Origin of the sequence: Acinetobacter pragensis (assembly GCF_001605895.1) — a bacterium.
Taxonomy (GTDB): Bacteria; Pseudomonadota; Gammaproteobacteria; order Pseudomonadales; family Moraxellaceae; genus Acinetobacter; species Acinetobacter pragensis.
The window spans coordinates 123,186-138,382 of the sequence record NZ_LUAW01000012.1 but is presented as its reverse complement, the minus strand read 5'-3'; the positions used below and the strand labels follow the sequence as shown (position 1 = coordinate 138,382).

The window sequence follows — 15,197 nt, the reverse complement described above, 5'->3', positions numbered from 1 at the left end:
AGGCTTAACTTAATGGATCGTCATTGACTGTACGCACAGGATTTTTATAGCCGTGCATATTTTTAAATTCAGAACTTTGTTTCGGCATGACCAGCCAGAGGACCAAATACACTAAAATCCCTGGAAAAGCTGCGCTCATGCAAGACACGATCACAAAAATAATGCGAAGCAATGTCACATTCCAACCAAAACGTTCAGCAATACCGCCCATGACACCCGCAATCATATTCGAGCGATTTGAACGGTATAAACCAACATTGGCCATTTAAGTCTCCTTAAAACAAAAAAATAGGGCAGAGCCAAAATATTTGCCTCTTGTATAGAAAATGGTGACGCAGTTATTGATTTAAAGAGCGGAAGGCCTAAAAAAAGTAAAAATATGTAAAGCGGAATTAAAAAACGGCCTGCACCGCATTAAAATGAGCGAATGCAAGCTAATGAATTTATTTTTATATAAATAACAATTAGATATGAGGCTGTCTTTTAAATTTAAAATCACTGGTCAAGTTTCAGCCCTATTTACGCAATATACAGCCGCGTTTCATCGGCATTCAAACTTACAAGCAGTAATTGAAATGATGCAGTACGCCGAAAAAAAATACCTGAAAGTTTCATTGGGCTGGATTGCTTTCTGTACTGGAAGCCTGCTTGCTGGATGCGAGCCGCAGCCAATGCCAGTAGAGTCTGAAAATAGCACAGCAGCGCAGCCGGTATCTGCTGCTAGCGCCAATGCGCATATTGCTGTGGCAAAACAAGCTGAAGAACAGGGGAAAAAATTAACTGAAGTTGCAGGGCAGGCCACGATGCGTAATGATCCGTCCCCGCAGTCCAGCGCGCTTCCTAAAAATGCTCAAGAATTTATTGGACGCTTTCATGCCATCATTCCATGTGATGACGGCTTTATTCCCTGCCAGCAGGGCACCGCTGAATTCATTTTGAATCTTTTGCCGGATGGGTCGGCGCACCGCAGCATTATTCATTACGGCAAGGTTTTTGCCGATAAGCCCATGTCAAAAGAGGGCAATACCACGTATCGAAAAGACAGGTGGACTTTGGATGAAGAAGACAGGGAAATCATTGTTCACCGTCAGGAAGGGGTGAATTTTTATTACCGCATTCAAGACCGTGATCATTTGATTATGGATGTTGATAGAATCCGCAGCGATACTGAAGGGCGCAATCAGGAATTATTTGACGAAGGCTATCCTCAGCCGGCAAAAGCCTATGCGCTGACGCGGGATCAAAAGGGCCAATAATGAATGGAATGTGTGCCTGAATAAGGCTGGCATAGAAAAAAGAGTGAAACAGAATAAAAATATTAAATGATAAAAATAGAAACAGCGTCAATTATTTTAAATGCTGAAATGGGCTAAGCACAATATTGCCTTTGATTTATATCAAAATATAGCTAAACACAACGATGTACAGGAAATCTGGTGGGTTGTGTGGGGTTCGAACCCACGACCAATAGATTAAGAGTCTACTGCTCTACCAACTGAGCTAACAACCCTGAACAAGTCTAAAAAATATTTTAAACCTACTGCAAGAGAGATATAGCAAAATTTCGAGAAGGGCGAATCAAAACCGGAAGGGAGATGGTTTGTCTTGGTCGGAACTTGCAGGTTTCATTTCTTTACGGATGAAAGAAAGAATGGTGGGTCGTCCGCGACTCGAACGCGGGACCAATAGATTAAAAGTCTACTGCTCTACCAACTGAGCTAACGACCCATATAGGGGTATTTCTAAATTGTATTCTAAAATAAAGATTTTAGAAAGATGGTGGGTCGTCCGCGACTCGAACGCGGGACCAATAGATTAAAAGTCTACTGCTCTACCAACTGAGCTAACGACCCATCAGGGATATCAGAGAAAATGGTGGGTCGTCCGCGACTCGAACGCGGGACCAATAGATTAAAAGTCTACTGCTCTACCAACTGAGCTAACGACCCATCTCTCTTGATGGAGCGTATTGTAGCAAGATCTCATTCAAGCGCAAGTAAAAAAACATAAACTTGCTTTTGTTTGCTTATAAATACAACAAAATTGCCTGTCTTATTGATAAAACAGGCAAATATTCTGCTTAAAAACGGTATTTATAGGCCTGAATATTGGCAAAAATATCCGCAGTCAAGTCGCAATACGCTTCACAGCCGGGCAGCAGCACCAAGATGCGCTCATCGGTTTTCCCCAGATCAAATGACTGTTCTTTCAGCTTGTTTTTCTGGTATTTAAAGGTGCCGGTCGTTTCCACTTTTTGCTGAACGCGCAGGAATACCGGAACAGCATAAACCGGCAGGTTCTTTTTAAACTCGGCCGCCATTTTTTTGCAGTCTTCATCATTCAGCACAGCATGATCCGCCAATGTGATAGCCGCCATGCCGGCGCGGCCATTGGTGTTCGGAATTTCTACGCCATACACGACGGCTTCTGCAATTTTTTCATAGTCGCTGACCATGTTTTCGACTTCAGTGGTCGAGACATTTTCACCCTTCCAGCGGAAAGTATCCCCCAGCCGGTCAACAAACTGTGCATGGCGGAAGCCGATATCGCGGACTAAGTCACCTGTATTGAAATATGAGTCACCTTGTTTGAACATGTCTGGAATGATCACAGTCTTATTTTTTTCAGCATCTGTATAGCCGTCAAAAGGGGAGCGGCGGGTGATTTTCCCCACCAGCAGGCCAACATCGCCTTTTTTCACTCTAATGCACCGGCCCTTCGGGTCACGGACGGGTTCATTTTTTTCCCTATCAAACTGAATAATGGCATAAGGGGTAGGCGAAAAACCGACGGTATTGTCAAAATTGAAGACATTGCTGAAACCGACATTGCCTTCACTGGAGGCGTAAAGCTCCAGCACTTCTTCAACACCGAAACGCTCTTTGAATTTGTCCCAAATATTCGGGCGCATGCCGTTGCCGATCATTTTTTTCACGCGGTGGCCTTTTTCCAATTCGGAAGGAGGCGCATCCATTAAGTAGCGGCAGAGCTCACCGACATAGCCAATCGCGGAAGCATCAAATTTTTTCACATCTTTCCAGAAGGCCGATGTGGAAAATTTTCGGCGCAAAGCCAGTGTCGCCGCGCCCGCAATGACGCCGCACCAGCAGACTACTGTGCCTGTGGCATGGTACAGCGGCAGCGTAACATACATCACATCTTTGGGATTCAAATTCAGCACATGGCCGTAAGTGCCATATGCTAAAGTCCAGCGGCTGTTGGTGAAAATCACCGCTTTAGGCAGTCCTGTTGTACCTGAGGTGTAGATATAGAACAGCCCGTCTTTGCCTTTCACATTTTGCGTTGTCGGCGTATTGAATGTTGGAAAGTCTTGGATTACGGCAGCCAGATTGATAAAGCCTTGCGGCGTCGTACCTGCGTCTTGGCGGGTCGCCTGATCTGCAAACCAGTGAAAGCGCTCTGCAGGCAAGTTAAGCTCATGGCGGATTTCATCGACTGCGGCGCGGCATTCTTCACCGGCAATCAGTGCAATGGGTTTGACTAAATTAATGCTGTGAACCAGGACTTTGCCTGTTTGTGCGGTGTTGACCAAGGCTGCCGTCACGCCAATTTTTGCCAGCGCGACAATCGTTGCGACCAATTCAGAGCGGTTTTCTACCATGACGGCAATGACGTCGCCTTTTTGCGCGCCAATGGATAAATAATAGTGAGCAATTTGATTTGCCCAGGCATTCAGTTCGTTATAAGTATATTTTTGATCTTCAAACAGCAGGGCATTGCCGTTTGGATTGCGCTTAACCGCTTTTTCAAAAGCGATGCCTAAGCCTGCAGGGGTATTAGGGGTGCGTAAATAGGCTTGTTTTAGACCGCTTAGCAGATTAGGAACTTTATTGATAAAGCCCGGTATTTTTGCTGCAACATCCGCAATCCCAATTAGATCGTGTTGTGTAGTTTGACTCATAATAATCCTATTTATTTTTCGCCGTCCGATGCGGTTTCTTTCTGTGCCTAACTTTTTCGTTAATTTCACACTTGTCTTTTAATCGTTTCGTTCTAGTGCAATCAACCTAATCTGACAAAAGTAGCAAAAAAAATCCAGTCACCGAAATGACTGGATTTTTTTATTCACCTGCGATTGAGCAAATGCTTACTCAGCAGGGGTGTTTGCTTTTTTCGGCGGACGGCCGCGAGGACGGCGTGGGCGGACTGGCTTATCGCTGTCTGCTTTGGCTTGTTCATCCGCTTCAGTTTCAGAATTCTCTGCGCTATCAGCCTTTTGAGGTTCTGTAGCTGCTTGAGCCGGTTCTGCTGCTGCAGGCGCTTCAGGCTGTTCGGCTTCAACAGGAAGTTCTGCTTGAACCGGTTCAGGGGCCGCGTCTGCTTGAGCTGCAGGTTTATTTACTGGAGCAGGAACAACCGGCTCTGCAATTGCTTCGACAGCAGCTTCAGCGGCTGTTTCAGTTTTTGCAGGTTCTTCAGCATGCGCTTGTTTTGCCTGTTCCAGCGCTTGCTTGGCTAAGCGGCGGCGTTCGCGCGGATCGTTGGCAACACGGTTTTCAGATGCCGGCTGAGGCGGTGTTAAGTCTAACACTGCAGCAGGTTCTGCTTCTGGCGCCGCTTTTGAAATTTCAACATCACGGGTCACAGGCTTTTTCTCAGCAGGTGCAGCTGCAGGTGCTTTGAGGGTTGCTGCGTACTCGTCCGTGAATTTTTGCAAAGCACGGTTGAATGTCGGAATTAAGCCGAATTGCTCAATCAGTACAGAATAGTCTTCACCGTAAACATGGCTGATGAGGCTGCTTACTGTGTATTGACCTAACGTCGGTACTTGAGAAGGCGCAATTTTTGGCGCAGGCGCTGTGTGAGCTTGCGCTCCGCGCTGCTGGCGGCGGCGTTGACGCGGGTCATTGCTGGCGCGTTTCACTTGCTCCTGGCGAGGCTTGTGCTCTGCGTGCTTCTCTTGCTGTTTTGCCGGCGCAGTTTCAGCAGGAGCTTTTTCTTGCGCTGCGGCAGGTGCTGCTGCGCGGGCAGGTTTCTCTGCTTTGGCTGCAGTAGGTTTCGCTTCTGGCGCAAGGGCAACAATTTCGCTTTGCGCTTGATCAAGATTGACAATCATTGCGGTTGGCATGATGTCTTGACGCGGCGCATCTACAGTGTCAACTTTCAGCTGGCGTGAAGGCGCAGCATTTTCAACTGCAGCATCCTGCGGAGCAGCTGCCTGTTCGTTCAATACGCTTTGATCGCGTGGGCGATTTGGGCGGTTTGGACGCTGGCTGTTGCGGTCACGGCGAGGAACATTGTTTTGCTGCTGCGGCTGTTCGTTGTTTTGAACTTCCTGCTGCTGTTCATTGCTGTGCGGACGGCGGGAATTGCGTTTGTTTTCACGCGCTTCCTGACGCTGTTCCTGACGCGAAACTTGAACAATTTCCTCATGCACAGTATTTTCTTGAGGCGCTTGTTCACGCGGCTCTTTGTGCTTATTGCGCGGTTTTTTACTGTTATTGCCAGTATTGCTGCGCTGCGGCTTGTCTTCTCTGTCTGCTGGATGCTTATCTGCATCACGGCTGTCTGCTTTCAGCGCAACCGTTGATGGCGTCAGATACGCATTATTTGCAGATACAGCATTAGCCGATACAGCAGCAGATGGCGCTGGCGCAGATGAAACCTGACCTAGCTGGCCGCGGCTGACTGCGCCAGTATTGACCATCTGTTCAATAGCCGCGGCAGCATTGTTTGCTGTGCGTGATTGATCAATAGTAGACGCTTGTTTCTGAACAAACAGATTTTCCAGCCATGCGCATGGGCTTGCAGATGCTTGCACAGGCGCCGCTTGAACTGCCGGCTGCTGCTGTGGAGCAGCTTCATTGTGCTTTTTCTGGCCTTTGTCTTGCGAAAACGCAGGAGCATGGACAGGCTGTTCGCCTTCTAAATGCCATTCCGCCGCTTCGTAGCCCAGCTCTTTTTCGCTTGAACGAGTGGCTTCAGTACGTTCGTAGCTGGTTGGCGCAAAACCTTCAGGGTTATACGAAATTTCGTAATGCGGTGTTTCTAAGTGCGGGTGAGGAAGCACAGTGACACGCACACCGGAAGTTTGCTCTAAGTAAACAAGGCTGTGGCGCTTTTCATTCAACAAAAAGGCTGCAATTTCTACAGGCACTTGAACTTGAACTTCACCATGGCGTTCACGCAGCGCGATTTCTTCCACTTTACGCATGATTGAAAGTGAAAGTGAGCGTAAGTCACGCACCATGCCGGTACCGTGGCAGCGCGGGCAAACATAGCCAGTCGCTTCTTCTAAAGACGGGCGTAAGCGCTGACGGCTCATTTCCATTAGGCCAAAGCGAGACAGTTGGCCGAATTGAATGCGCGCACGGTCGCTTTGTGTCGCTTCGCGAAGTTTTGCTTCTACCATGCGCTGGTTGCGGTCTTTGGTCATGTCGATAAAATCGATGACAACCAAACCGCCGATGTCGCGTAAACGCAATTGGCGCGCAATTTCTTCAGCTGCTTCTAAGTTGGTGTTGAGCGCTGTTTCTTCAACGTCATGACCGCGGGTAGACTTAGCCGAGTTAATATCGATAGACACCAAAGCTTCAGTCTGGTCAATGACAATCGAACCGCCAGAAGGAAGTTTTACTTCACGTTCGTAAGCAGTTTGAATTTGGCTTTCAATACCAAAATGAGCGAACAGAGGCTCATTTAATGTATAGGTTTTTAGCTTATCTAACTGACGAGGCATCACTGCTTTTACGAAGTTATATGCTTCGTTATAGGCTTGCTCTGAGTCAATTAAAATTTCAGCAACATCGTCACGCAAGTAATCGCGGATAGCGCGGGTAACCACACCAGCTTCTTGATGTACAAGCATTGGCGATGGGCCAGAGCTTGAAGTGCTTTGGATTTGTGCCCAAAGGTCCAGCAAGTGCTGAAGATCGAGCTGCAGTTCTTCTTGAGAGCGGCCGATGCCTGCTGTGCGGACAATGACGCTCATGCCGCGCGGCACGCTTAAAGAGGCCAGCATTTCTTTTAATTCATCACGCACTGAGCCAGAAATTTGACGGCTGATGCCGCCGCCTTTCGGATTGTTTGGCATCAGTACCAAATAACGGCCGGCAAGGGAAATAAATGTAGAAAGCGCCGCGCCTTTATTGCCGCGTTCTTCTTTTTCCACCTGAACCAAAAGCTCAGTGCCTTCAGTGATCAGTTCACGGATATTTGAAGTTTGGCGAGGGTCTGCTTTGTAATAAGAATTGGCAATTTCCCGCATAGACAGGAAGCCTTGGCGGCCTGCGCCATATTCTACAAAGACAGCTTCTAATGAAGGTTCTACGCGAGTCACGTGACCTTTATAGATATTGGATTTTTTTTGCTCACGGGTACGATTCTCTAAGTCGAAATCGTAAAGACGCTGACCAGTGACGAGTGCAACGCGAATTTCTTCGGCATGTGTTGCATTAATCAACATACGTTTCATGGGTGTAACACCTAGTAGTGATACACAGCAAAACATCGCTATACACGCAGCGAACATCACACATCACGGATCAATTACTCAGTCTTCAAAGAACACATTGCGTTCTGAGCTTTTTCTACCGGCCTTTTTTGGTGGGCTTCGGTTTATGATTCACGTATTGATGATGGCAATACGGCTTCAATCTTTAAACGATTAAAGTCACCTGTTCGACTCACTGGCGGACGAGCGGTGCATTGGATGTGAGTAACTTTCACTGTCACATTGCTCGAAGATCATCCCTTTATATTTGAAGGGCTGTCTTGATACGGAATTATCGTCGTATCTTTACAAATTGTGCAGATCCAATGCATCAAGCGCTGTAGCCTGAATGCGATATCAGGGTGCGACTAATCTGATGTGTATCAGTTTACGTTTAAAAACCAACAAAGTTGGCAGCATATTTTTTTGGGGCAAGCTGCTTTTACATCTTAAGATGCAATTAAACGCAACAGCTTGCAGTTTTGCCGATATAATAAGCCTTCGGCGTTGGCATAATTCTTTGGGGACCTTCCCGTTTTGATGTGAGTTCAGTATTGGGGATTATCTTCAGGCAAAACCTGAAATGAACCAACTTTTACTCACTTACGATGGTTTCCGTGCGCTGACTATATCAAACCTTGGATCATCTGCCTATGGGCTAAGCTTATGTTTCTTGTGTAAAGCATAGCCTAAATGATCAGTTTTTAATCAATTTCGATATTTTTTTAGGTCACAGTAACTGTATGAATTCTACACAGCAATGGCAAAGCGTCACTTGGTTTGAAGTTGATGAGCATCAAGCCGGTCAGCGTATTGATAATTTTCTGTTTAGCCGTTTAAAAGGTGTGCCTAAAAGCCGCATTTACCGCTTAATCCGTGAAAGCCAAGTGCGCGTAAATAAAAAGCGGGTTAAAGCGGAAACGAAACTGAATATTGGCGACCAAGTCCGTGTTGCGCCCATCCGCTATGAACAAAAAGAGGAAGCGGCACCTGTATCCGACAAAGTGGCTCAAAGCCTGCTTAGCCGCGTTGTCTATGAAGATGAAGGGCTGATGGTGGTGAACAAGCCTTCAGGCATTGCCGTTCACGGCGGCAGCGGTGTGGCGTATGGCCTGATTGAAGGCCTGCGCGCGGCCAGCGGCAAAAAATATTTAGAACTGATTCACCGTATTGACCGCGATACTTCTGGTTTAGTGATGATTTCTAAAAAGCGCAGCGTGCTGAAAAGCCTGCAGGATATGCTGCGTGAACATAAGATTCAAAAAACGTATGCCGCGGTGGTTAAAGGGCAAGTCAGCTTAGATAAGCAGCTGATCGATCAGCCATTGCTGCGCTATGAATTGCCAAATGGCGAGCGCCGGGTGCGCGTCACAAAAGACGGCAAAGAGTCAAAAACCCAGTGGAATGTGCAGGAACGCTTTATGCATGCCACGTTGGTGTATGCGCAGCCGCTGTCTGGCCGTACGCATCAGATTCGTGTGCACGGTTTAAGCATCGGCCATCCTTTAGTCGGCGATGATAAATATGGCCATGAAACTGAATATAAAGGGCCAAAACCGCGCCGTTTATGCCTGCATGCAATGCGTTTGGAAATTCCCGGCTATCCTGTGATTGAGGCGCCATTGCCGGAAGACATGCAAAGCTTAGTCGCGCAATTGAGAGCGCAGAAAGCGGATAAGCCGACACCGCCGCCTGAGTTTTAACAGTTAAATTCTTGAATTGAATCCTCTCTCTACCTCTCCTTTTAAGAGTGAGAGGGAGAGGGAGAGGTATTAAGTCATGCTTTTTAAGTGGCCTTGAACTGAATCACATATTGGAACCCAAATATGAACAAACCTGTAGAACTGATCATTTTTGATTGGGATGGCACTTTATTTGATTCCGTTGGACAAATTGTGGCTAGCCTGCAGTTCGCAGCGCAGCAGTTTGAACAGCCGCTGACAGCTGCGGATGCCAAAAGCATTATCGGCTTGGGCCTGCCGGAAGTGGCGCAGCGCCTGTTTCCGCGTGTGCCTGAACTGCATGCAGACATTTTACAGTGCTATGCAGACCATTATGTTGCTCATTCGAAAGGTGATATTTGGTTTGATGGCGTGGCGGAGATGCTTTTGGCCCTGAGTGAGGCTGGCTTAAAACTGGCAGTTGCCACGGGAAAAAGCCGCAAAGGGCTGGATCGGGTTTTAAAGCAGACGGAAAGTCAGAATTTATTTATCAGCACGCGCGCAGCCAGTGAAACACGCTCTAAACCGCATCCGTTAATGCTGCAGGAAATTTTAGCAGAAACCGGAATCCGGGCTGAGCAGGCCATGATGGTGGGCGATACGTCTTATGATCTGGAAATGGCGCAGAACATTGCTATGCCTCGGGTTGGGGTAAGCTATGGGGTGCACAGCATTGAAACACTCAGCCATTATCAGCCTTTGCATATTGCGGACAGTGTCACGGCCTTGCACCAGTTTCTACTGCAGCAGGCAGGCTTGCGTCAGGCGGTATGAGTCAAATTAATGCCAGAACAGCGGATTGCTGTTCTGCATAGTTTCTGCTGCTGAATTTGGTTGGCAAAATAAAATATTGCGTAAATAGCGCAAAACTCAAAAAAATAACGCTTAAAAATAATTGAATAACAGAGCGTTGAGCCGTTTTATTTGATTTAAATGGCGCGCATTAAATAATCAACTGATCTAATCTTTTAGTCGTATGTCAGCGGTTTTATCGTGGATATTGCGATTTCAGCGCAATCGGGTAATTCATCCTTTTCTAAGGAAATTATTCTAGAGGCCTGTTTTTATAAAATAAATCTGAGTGAATTTATAGGATTTAGCTATTGCCCTAAATAAAATAAGTATTGGCATTCATTTCTTAAAATCCCGATTCTAAATCAGTTTATACATATATGCATTTGCTTGTAATGCGGGCCGATTCAGCATGAATGGCTCAAAAAATATCAGCGGTTTTGACTGGTTTTTTTAGCAGGCACACGGATGCGATATGTCCAATTTTTGCAGTTTAAGGAAACATTGATGTCGAATTCTGCTGTTGTTGAATCAGTTGCGCAGGCTTTACGTAAGGCGGAGTTATCTAAAAAAGCGGTTGCGCCAATTCGTCCGGAATTGGGCGGTGAACAGGCTGATGTGGATATCGCTTATGCCGTTCAGGAAGTAAATACCAAACGTGCAGAGGCTGAAGGCCGCCGCTTAACAGGCCGTAAAATCGGTTTGACCTCTAAAGTTGTGCAAGCGCAGCTGGGCGTAGATCAGCCTGACTTCGGCATGCTGTTCGCTGACATGGCGTATGGCGATGGAGAAGCAATTCCTGCAGGCCTATTGATTCAGCCAAAAGTTGAAGCAGAAATTGCGCTCATCATTAATAAAGATTTAACTCAAGAAAAACACACGTATGCCGACATTATCAGTGCAACTGAATATGCGCTGCCTGCGGTAGAGGTTGTCGACAGCCGTATCGAAAACTGGAAAATCAGCCTGATTGATACCGTTGCCGATAATGCCTCTTCCGCTGCCTATGTTTTGGGTTCACGTCCGGTGAAACTTGAAAACCTTGACTTGGTCAATTGCAAAATGACCATGACCCGAGGCGGTGAAGTGGTTTCTCAAGGCGTGGGTAAGGCTTGCCTTGCAAATCCGCTGAATGCCGCTGTTTGGCTGGCAGATGAAATGGTGCGCCGCGGCCGCCCGCTGCTGGCAGGCGACATTGTTTTAACTGGCGCGCTAGGCCCAATGGTGGTGGCCAATGCCGGTGACGAATTTGTTGTGGAAATTGAAGGTTTCGGTTCGGTGACTGCAGCATTCGCTGCTGAATAAGCCTGAATTCTATAACGCATTTTGAAGAGATACTGTTCATGAAAAAGATTAAATGTGCATTGATCGGGCCGGGTAACATCGGTACAGACTTGCTTTACAAATTACAGCGCAGCGAATGGCTGGAGCCAGTATGGATGGTGGGTATTGATCCAACGTCTGAAGGACTTGCACGCGCGGCTAAAATGGGCATCAAAACCACCAGCGACGGCGTGGATGGATTGCTTCCGCACGTATTGGCGGATGATATTAAAATTGCTTTTGATGCAACTTCTGCGTATGTGCATGCAGAAAACAGCCGCAAGCTGAATGAGCTTGGCGTGCAGATGATTGACTTGACGCCTGCAGCGGTCGGGCCATTCTGCGTGCCGCCGGTGAACCTTGAAGCGTTGCTTGAACAAGGCGAATTGCCAAACGTAAACATGGTGACTTGCGGCGGTCAGGCAACAATTCCGATGGTTGCCGCGGTATCACGTGTTCAGCCTGTGAACTATGGCGAAATCATTGCAACGGTATCGACAAAATCTGTTGGCCCGGGCACGCGTAAAAACATTGATGAATTTACCCGTACCACTGCAGGCGCCATTGAGAAAGTCGGCGGCGCGAAAGCAGGCAAGGCGATTATTATCATTAACCCTGCTGAGCCGCCGCTGATGATGCGTGACACAGTGCATTGCTTGGTTGAAGGCGAGCCGGATCAGGCCGCGATCACTGAATCAGTGCATGCCATGATTAAAGAAGTTCAGAAATACGTTCCGGGTTACAAGCTGGTTAACGGCCCTGTATTTGACGGCAACCGTGTTTCTATGTTCATGGAAGTTGAAGGCTTGGGTGATTACTTGCCTAAATATGCGGGCAACCTCGACATTATGACTGCAGCGGCTGCGCGCACTGCAGAAATGTTTGCTGAACGCCTAATCGCTAATCAAACTGCTGAAGCTTAAGGATCTATACCATGTCTAAGATTATTATTAATGATATGACGCTGCGTGACGGTATGCATCCGCAGCGCCATCAAACTTCTGTTGAGCAAATGATTGCGATTTCAACAGCGCTTGATGATGCAGGCGTGCCGTTGATTGAAGTGACGCATGGTGACGGCCTTGGCGGCAACTCAGTAAACTACGGTTTTGCGGCGGCAACGGACGAAGAATATTTGTCTGCAGTTGTGCCTTTGATGAAAAACGCCAAAGTGACTGCCTTGCTGCTTCCTGGGATCGGTACGGTTGATCATTTGCACATGGCGCATGAAATTGGCGTGTCGACCATTCGTGTGGCAACGCATTCAACAGAAGCAGACTGTTCAGAGCAGCATATTACGGCTGCCCGCAAACTGGGAATGGACACTGTCGGCTTCTTGATGATGGCACATATGGCATCGCCTGAACGTCTTTTAGAAGAAGCGAAAAAGATGGTGTCTTACGGTGCGAACTGTATTTATGTGACGGATTCTGCCGGCTATATGCTGCCGAATGACGTAACAGACCGTGTGGATGCATTGCGTCAAAGCTTAGACTCAAACATCGAAATCGGTTTCCATGGCCACCATAACTTGGGCATGGGTGTGGCGAACTCGGTGGCTGCTGTCAATGCCGGCGCAGTGCGTATTGACTTGGCATCGGCTGGCCTTGGCGCAGGCGCAGGCAATACACCGCTTGAATTGTTTGTTGCTGTTGCAAACCGCATGCACATGGAAACTGGCGTGGACTTGTTTAAAGTGCAGGACATCGCTGAAGATCTAGTGGTGCCAATGATGCACAATCCAATCCGTGCAGACCGTGATGCAGCGACTTTAGGCTATGCGGGTGTTTACTCGTCATTCCTGTTGTTTGCAAAACGCGCTGAAGCGAAATATGGCGTGTCTGCGCGTGATATTTTGATGGAGTTAGGCCGCCGCGGTACAGTTGGCGGTCAGGAAGACATGATTGAAGACTTGGCATTGACCATGTCTAAAGCCAAAGAACTTTCAGCTTAATCTTTTAAGCAGAAGTTTAAAAGCGTCCGAAAGGGCGCTTTTTTTTGCATGCGGGTTCATCAGGCAGGCTATAGGCGGGCAACGCATGTTATGGCAATTTTGACTCTGCCCCAAAAGGCTCTGAAGATGGATGTTGAAATATATATTGTTGATAATGATACATTAAATATATGGTTTGATCGTTAAATGCTATAACCGAAATAAGGATGCCTCTCACTAAAAATAATGCATTAAACTTAAAAGCAATTAATAGGCGGGCTGTAATTGGAAAAAATAAAAAAATATAAATTTAAATGTATTAAAACATAGGGTTAGTTCGAGTGTTTGGTAGGCGGATTTAAAAACAGTTATTGCTTAAATATCTAAAGAAAAACAGCTGAATCCGTTTTAGAGGTAGAAGAGGCAGGCTGCTGCCTCAATTCTTAATACTGTAGTCGGATTTTTTTACAGTGCATTGTTCCGCATGATAAGGCCATAGCTTAATCTGATCATTAGGAATTCAGCCATGCGTCGTCAAAATTTATGGATAGCAATTTTTGCTGCGACAGCAACGTTAGGGACAACTGCATCACATGCAGATTTTATTGACGATAGCCAAGTGCAGTTAAAATTTAAAAATTTTTATTTAGACCGTCAATATGCTGATGCGCCTCAAAATAACTGGGGTTCTTGGTCACAAGGGGTGACTTTGGACGTCAAGTCCGGCTATGCCGATATTGGCGGCGGCATTCAAGTGGGCGCTGACCTTTTGGTGCAGCATGCCTTTAAATTGAATGGGCGAGACAAAAATCCAGACTGGGTGCTGCCGCATGACGGCAATGAGTCGAAAGATAACTTTGGCAAAGTGGGCGCAACATTAAAAGCCAAAGTGTCGCAAACTGAATTGAAAGTGGGCGAGCTTTTGCCTGTATCTCCAGTGCTGGTCTTTGATCCTTCACGTCAATTGCTGACGACGTACAGCGGCGCTTGGCTGGAATCTAAAGACATCAAAGATACTAAATTGACTTTGGCCTACATTGACGGCATCAACAACCGTTATGACAATCAATTCCGTGATCTGACAAAATTTGCACCGCCTGCTTATGATAATGGCGCAAAAGCGGATGGCATGTATATTGCGGGGATTGACCATCAATTTACGCCTGAAATTGGCGGCAGCTACTGGTATGCAGATGTAAAAGACATTTATCAGCAGCATTATGTCGGCGCAAACTACAGAACTAAGCTGGGTGAAAAAGCCAAATTAGACAGCCATATCCGTTATTTTGACAACTCTGAGTCTGGCGATAAGCTGTACGGTGATATTGATAATCAAGCTTTATCTATTGGCGCCAAAGTGAATTACGGCGCGCATACGGTAGGTTTGGGCTACCAGCAAATGTTTGGCGATAATGCATTTCCAACATTGGGCGGCTGGGTGCCGCAGCCGTATTTAGTGAACTGGGGTGTTGCAACATTTACCAATCCAGATGAAAAATCATGGGGCTTCACCTATGGCTATGACTTCTCTGAATTAGGTGCAAAAGGCTTAAATGCCACTGCGGTTTATTTCACTGGCGCTGATGCAAAAGTGGCTGGCAAAACCGACCAAAAGTCGGATGAGTTGAATTTGATTGTGAATTACACTGTTCCGGAAGGCAAACTGAAGGGCTTAGGTTTTCAAGCCATGTATATTGATGCCGATTTTGACTGGAAATCCGATCTTAAAGAGTACCGCGTAGCTACAACTTATACCTATAAGTTCTAATTTGCTGTTTCTGAATCCAATAGCGTTGAAGGAGAGCGGCTGAAAATGCCGCTCTTTTTATGCCTGCTGTATTTAAAGAAGAAATACCCGAAGGAAAATAAGGAAACCTGAAATATTAAACATAATAAAAACAAAGCTTTAAATAATATCTAAATTGTTGTATATGATCGTAAATTTGTATCAGTTGGCGGCGGCAGAGCGGTTAAT

10 protein-coding genes and 4 tRNA genes are annotated in these 15,197 nt (G+C 46.6%); 7 read left to right on the top strand and 7 right to left on the bottom strand.

What is annotated here, in order from left to right:
* Positions 1 to 4: 4 nt before the first annotated feature.
* Positions 5 to 265, bottom strand: coding sequence for a PspC domain-containing protein (locus AZH43_RS04230; protein ID WP_067666902.1), 261 nt, complete (start codon positions 263 to 265; stop codon positions 5 to 7).
* 310 nt (positions 266 to 575) lie between these two features.
* On the opposite strand from AZH43_RS04230, the gene AZH43_RS04225 reads away from it, so the two are divergent.
* Positions 576 to 1,256 (top strand): hypothetical protein, encoded by a 681-nt coding sequence (locus AZH43_RS04225; RefSeq protein ID WP_081406767.1) that lies wholly within the window; start codon positions 576 to 578, stop codon positions 1,254 to 1,256.
* Positions 1,257 to 1,434: 178 nt separating this feature from the next.
* Here the strand turns inward: AZH43_RS04225 and AZH43_RS04220 are convergent.
* The 6 genes from AZH43_RS04220 to AZH43_RS04195 form a co-directional block, all read right to left on the bottom strand.
* Positions 1,435 to 1,510 (bottom strand) — tRNA-Lys (locus AZH43_RS04220).
* A gap of 142 nt (positions 1,511 to 1,652) precedes the next feature.
* Positions 1,653 to 1,728: transfer RNA gene (locus AZH43_RS04215), tRNA-Lys, on the bottom strand.
* A 49-nt stretch (positions 1,729 to 1,777) separates the two neighbouring features.
* A tRNA-Lys gene (locus tag AZH43_RS04210) sits at positions 1,778 to 1,853 on the bottom strand.
* A 20-nt stretch (positions 1,854 to 1,873) separates the two neighbouring features.
* A tRNA-Lys gene (locus AZH43_RS04205) sits at positions 1,874 to 1,949 on the bottom strand.
* A 131-nt stretch (positions 1,950 to 2,080) separates the two neighbouring features.
* The gene (locus tag AZH43_RS04200; protein WP_067666900.1) at positions 2,081 to 3,922 is read right to left on the bottom strand and encodes a long-chain-acyl-CoA synthetase; all 1,842 of its coding nucleotides are present in this window, start codon (positions 3,920 to 3,922) and stop codon (positions 2,081 to 2,083) included.
* A gap of 186 nt (positions 3,923 to 4,108) precedes the next feature.
* Positions 4,109 to 7,435, bottom strand: a complete 3,327-nt coding sequence (locus AZH43_RS04195) for an Rne/Rng family ribonuclease (RefSeq protein ID WP_067666898.1) — start codon at positions 7,433 to 7,435, stop codon at positions 4,109 to 4,111.
* A gap of 761 nt (positions 7,436 to 8,196) precedes the next feature.
* On the opposite strand from AZH43_RS04195, the gene AZH43_RS04190 reads away from it, so the two are divergent.
* The 6 genes from AZH43_RS04190 (at position 8,197) to AZH43_RS04165 (ending at position 14,990) form a co-directional block, all read left to right on the top strand.
* Complete coding sequence (locus tag AZH43_RS04190; RefSeq protein ID WP_067666896.1) at positions 8,197 to 9,156, top strand: RluA family pseudouridine synthase; 960 nt, start codon at positions 8,197 to 8,199, stop codon at positions 9,154 to 9,156.
* A gap of 123 nt (positions 9,157 to 9,279) precedes the next feature.
* Positions 9,280 to 9,948 carry an HAD-IA family hydrolase gene (locus AZH43_RS04185; RefSeq protein WP_067666894.1) on the top strand — a complete coding sequence of 223 codons (669 nt, stop codon included), beginning with the start codon at positions 9,280 to 9,282 and terminating at the stop codon, positions 9,946 to 9,948.
* A 525-nt stretch (positions 9,949 to 10,473) separates the two neighbouring features.
* Entirely contained in the window at positions 10,474 to 11,271 is a 798-nt protein-coding gene (locus AZH43_RS04180; protein ID WP_067666892.1) for a 2-keto-4-pentenoate hydratase, read from the top strand.
* A 38-nt stretch (positions 11,272 to 11,309) separates the two neighbouring features.
* Positions 11,310 to 12,212, top strand: a complete 903-nt coding sequence (locus AZH43_RS04175; RefSeq protein ID WP_067666890.1) for an acetaldehyde dehydrogenase (acetylating) — start codon at positions 11,310 to 11,312, stop codon at positions 12,210 to 12,212.
* An 11-nt stretch (positions 12,213 to 12,223) separates the two neighbouring features.
* Positions 12,224 to 13,243 carry a 4-hydroxy-2-oxovalerate aldolase gene (gene dmpG / locus AZH43_RS04170; RefSeq protein ID WP_067666888.1) on the top strand — a complete coding sequence of 340 codons (1,020 nt, stop codon included), beginning with the start codon at positions 12,224 to 12,226 and terminating at the stop codon, positions 13,241 to 13,243.
* Positions 13,244 to 13,748: 505 nt separating this feature from the next.
* Entirely contained in the window at positions 13,749 to 14,990 is a 1,242-nt protein-coding gene (locus AZH43_RS04165; RefSeq protein WP_067666886.1) for an OprD family outer membrane porin, read from the top strand.
* Positions 14,991 to 15,197 lie beyond the last annotated feature (207 nt).

Coding starts and splice junctions, on each gene's coding strand:
- AZH43_RS04165 (WP_067666886.1), top strand. CDS start 13,749: ATGCGTCGTCAAAATTTATGGATAGCAATTTTTGCTGCGACAGCAACG.
- AZH43_RS04195 (WP_067666898.1), bottom strand. CDS start 7,435: ATGAAACGTATGTTGATTAATGCAACACATGCCGAAGAAATTCGCGTT.
- AZH43_RS04225 (WP_081406767.1), top strand. CDS start 576: ATGATGCAGTACGCCGAAAAAAAATACCTGAAAGTTTCATTGGGCTGG.
- AZH43_RS04200 (WP_067666900.1), bottom strand. CDS start 3,922: ATGAGTCAAACTACACAACACGATCTAATTGGGATTGCGGATGTTGCA.
- AZH43_RS04230 (WP_067666902.1), bottom strand. CDS start 265: ATGGCCAATGTTGGTTTATACCGTTCAAATCGCTCGAATATGATTGCG.
- AZH43_RS04180 (WP_067666892.1), top strand. CDS start 10,474: ATGTCGAATTCTGCTGTTGTTGAATCAGTTGCGCAGGCTTTACGTAAG.
- dmpG (WP_067666888.1), top strand. CDS start 12,224: ATGTCTAAGATTATTATTAATGATATGACGCTGCGTGACGGTATGCAT.
- AZH43_RS04185 (WP_067666894.1), top strand. CDS start 9,280: ATGAACAAACCTGTAGAACTGATCATTTTTGATTGGGATGGCACTTTA.
- AZH43_RS04190 (WP_067666896.1), top strand. CDS start 8,197: ATGAATTCTACACAGCAATGGCAAAGCGTCACTTGGTTTGAAGTTGAT.
- AZH43_RS04175 (WP_067666890.1), top strand. CDS start 11,310: ATGAAAAAGATTAAATGTGCATTGATCGGGCCGGGTAACATCGGTACA.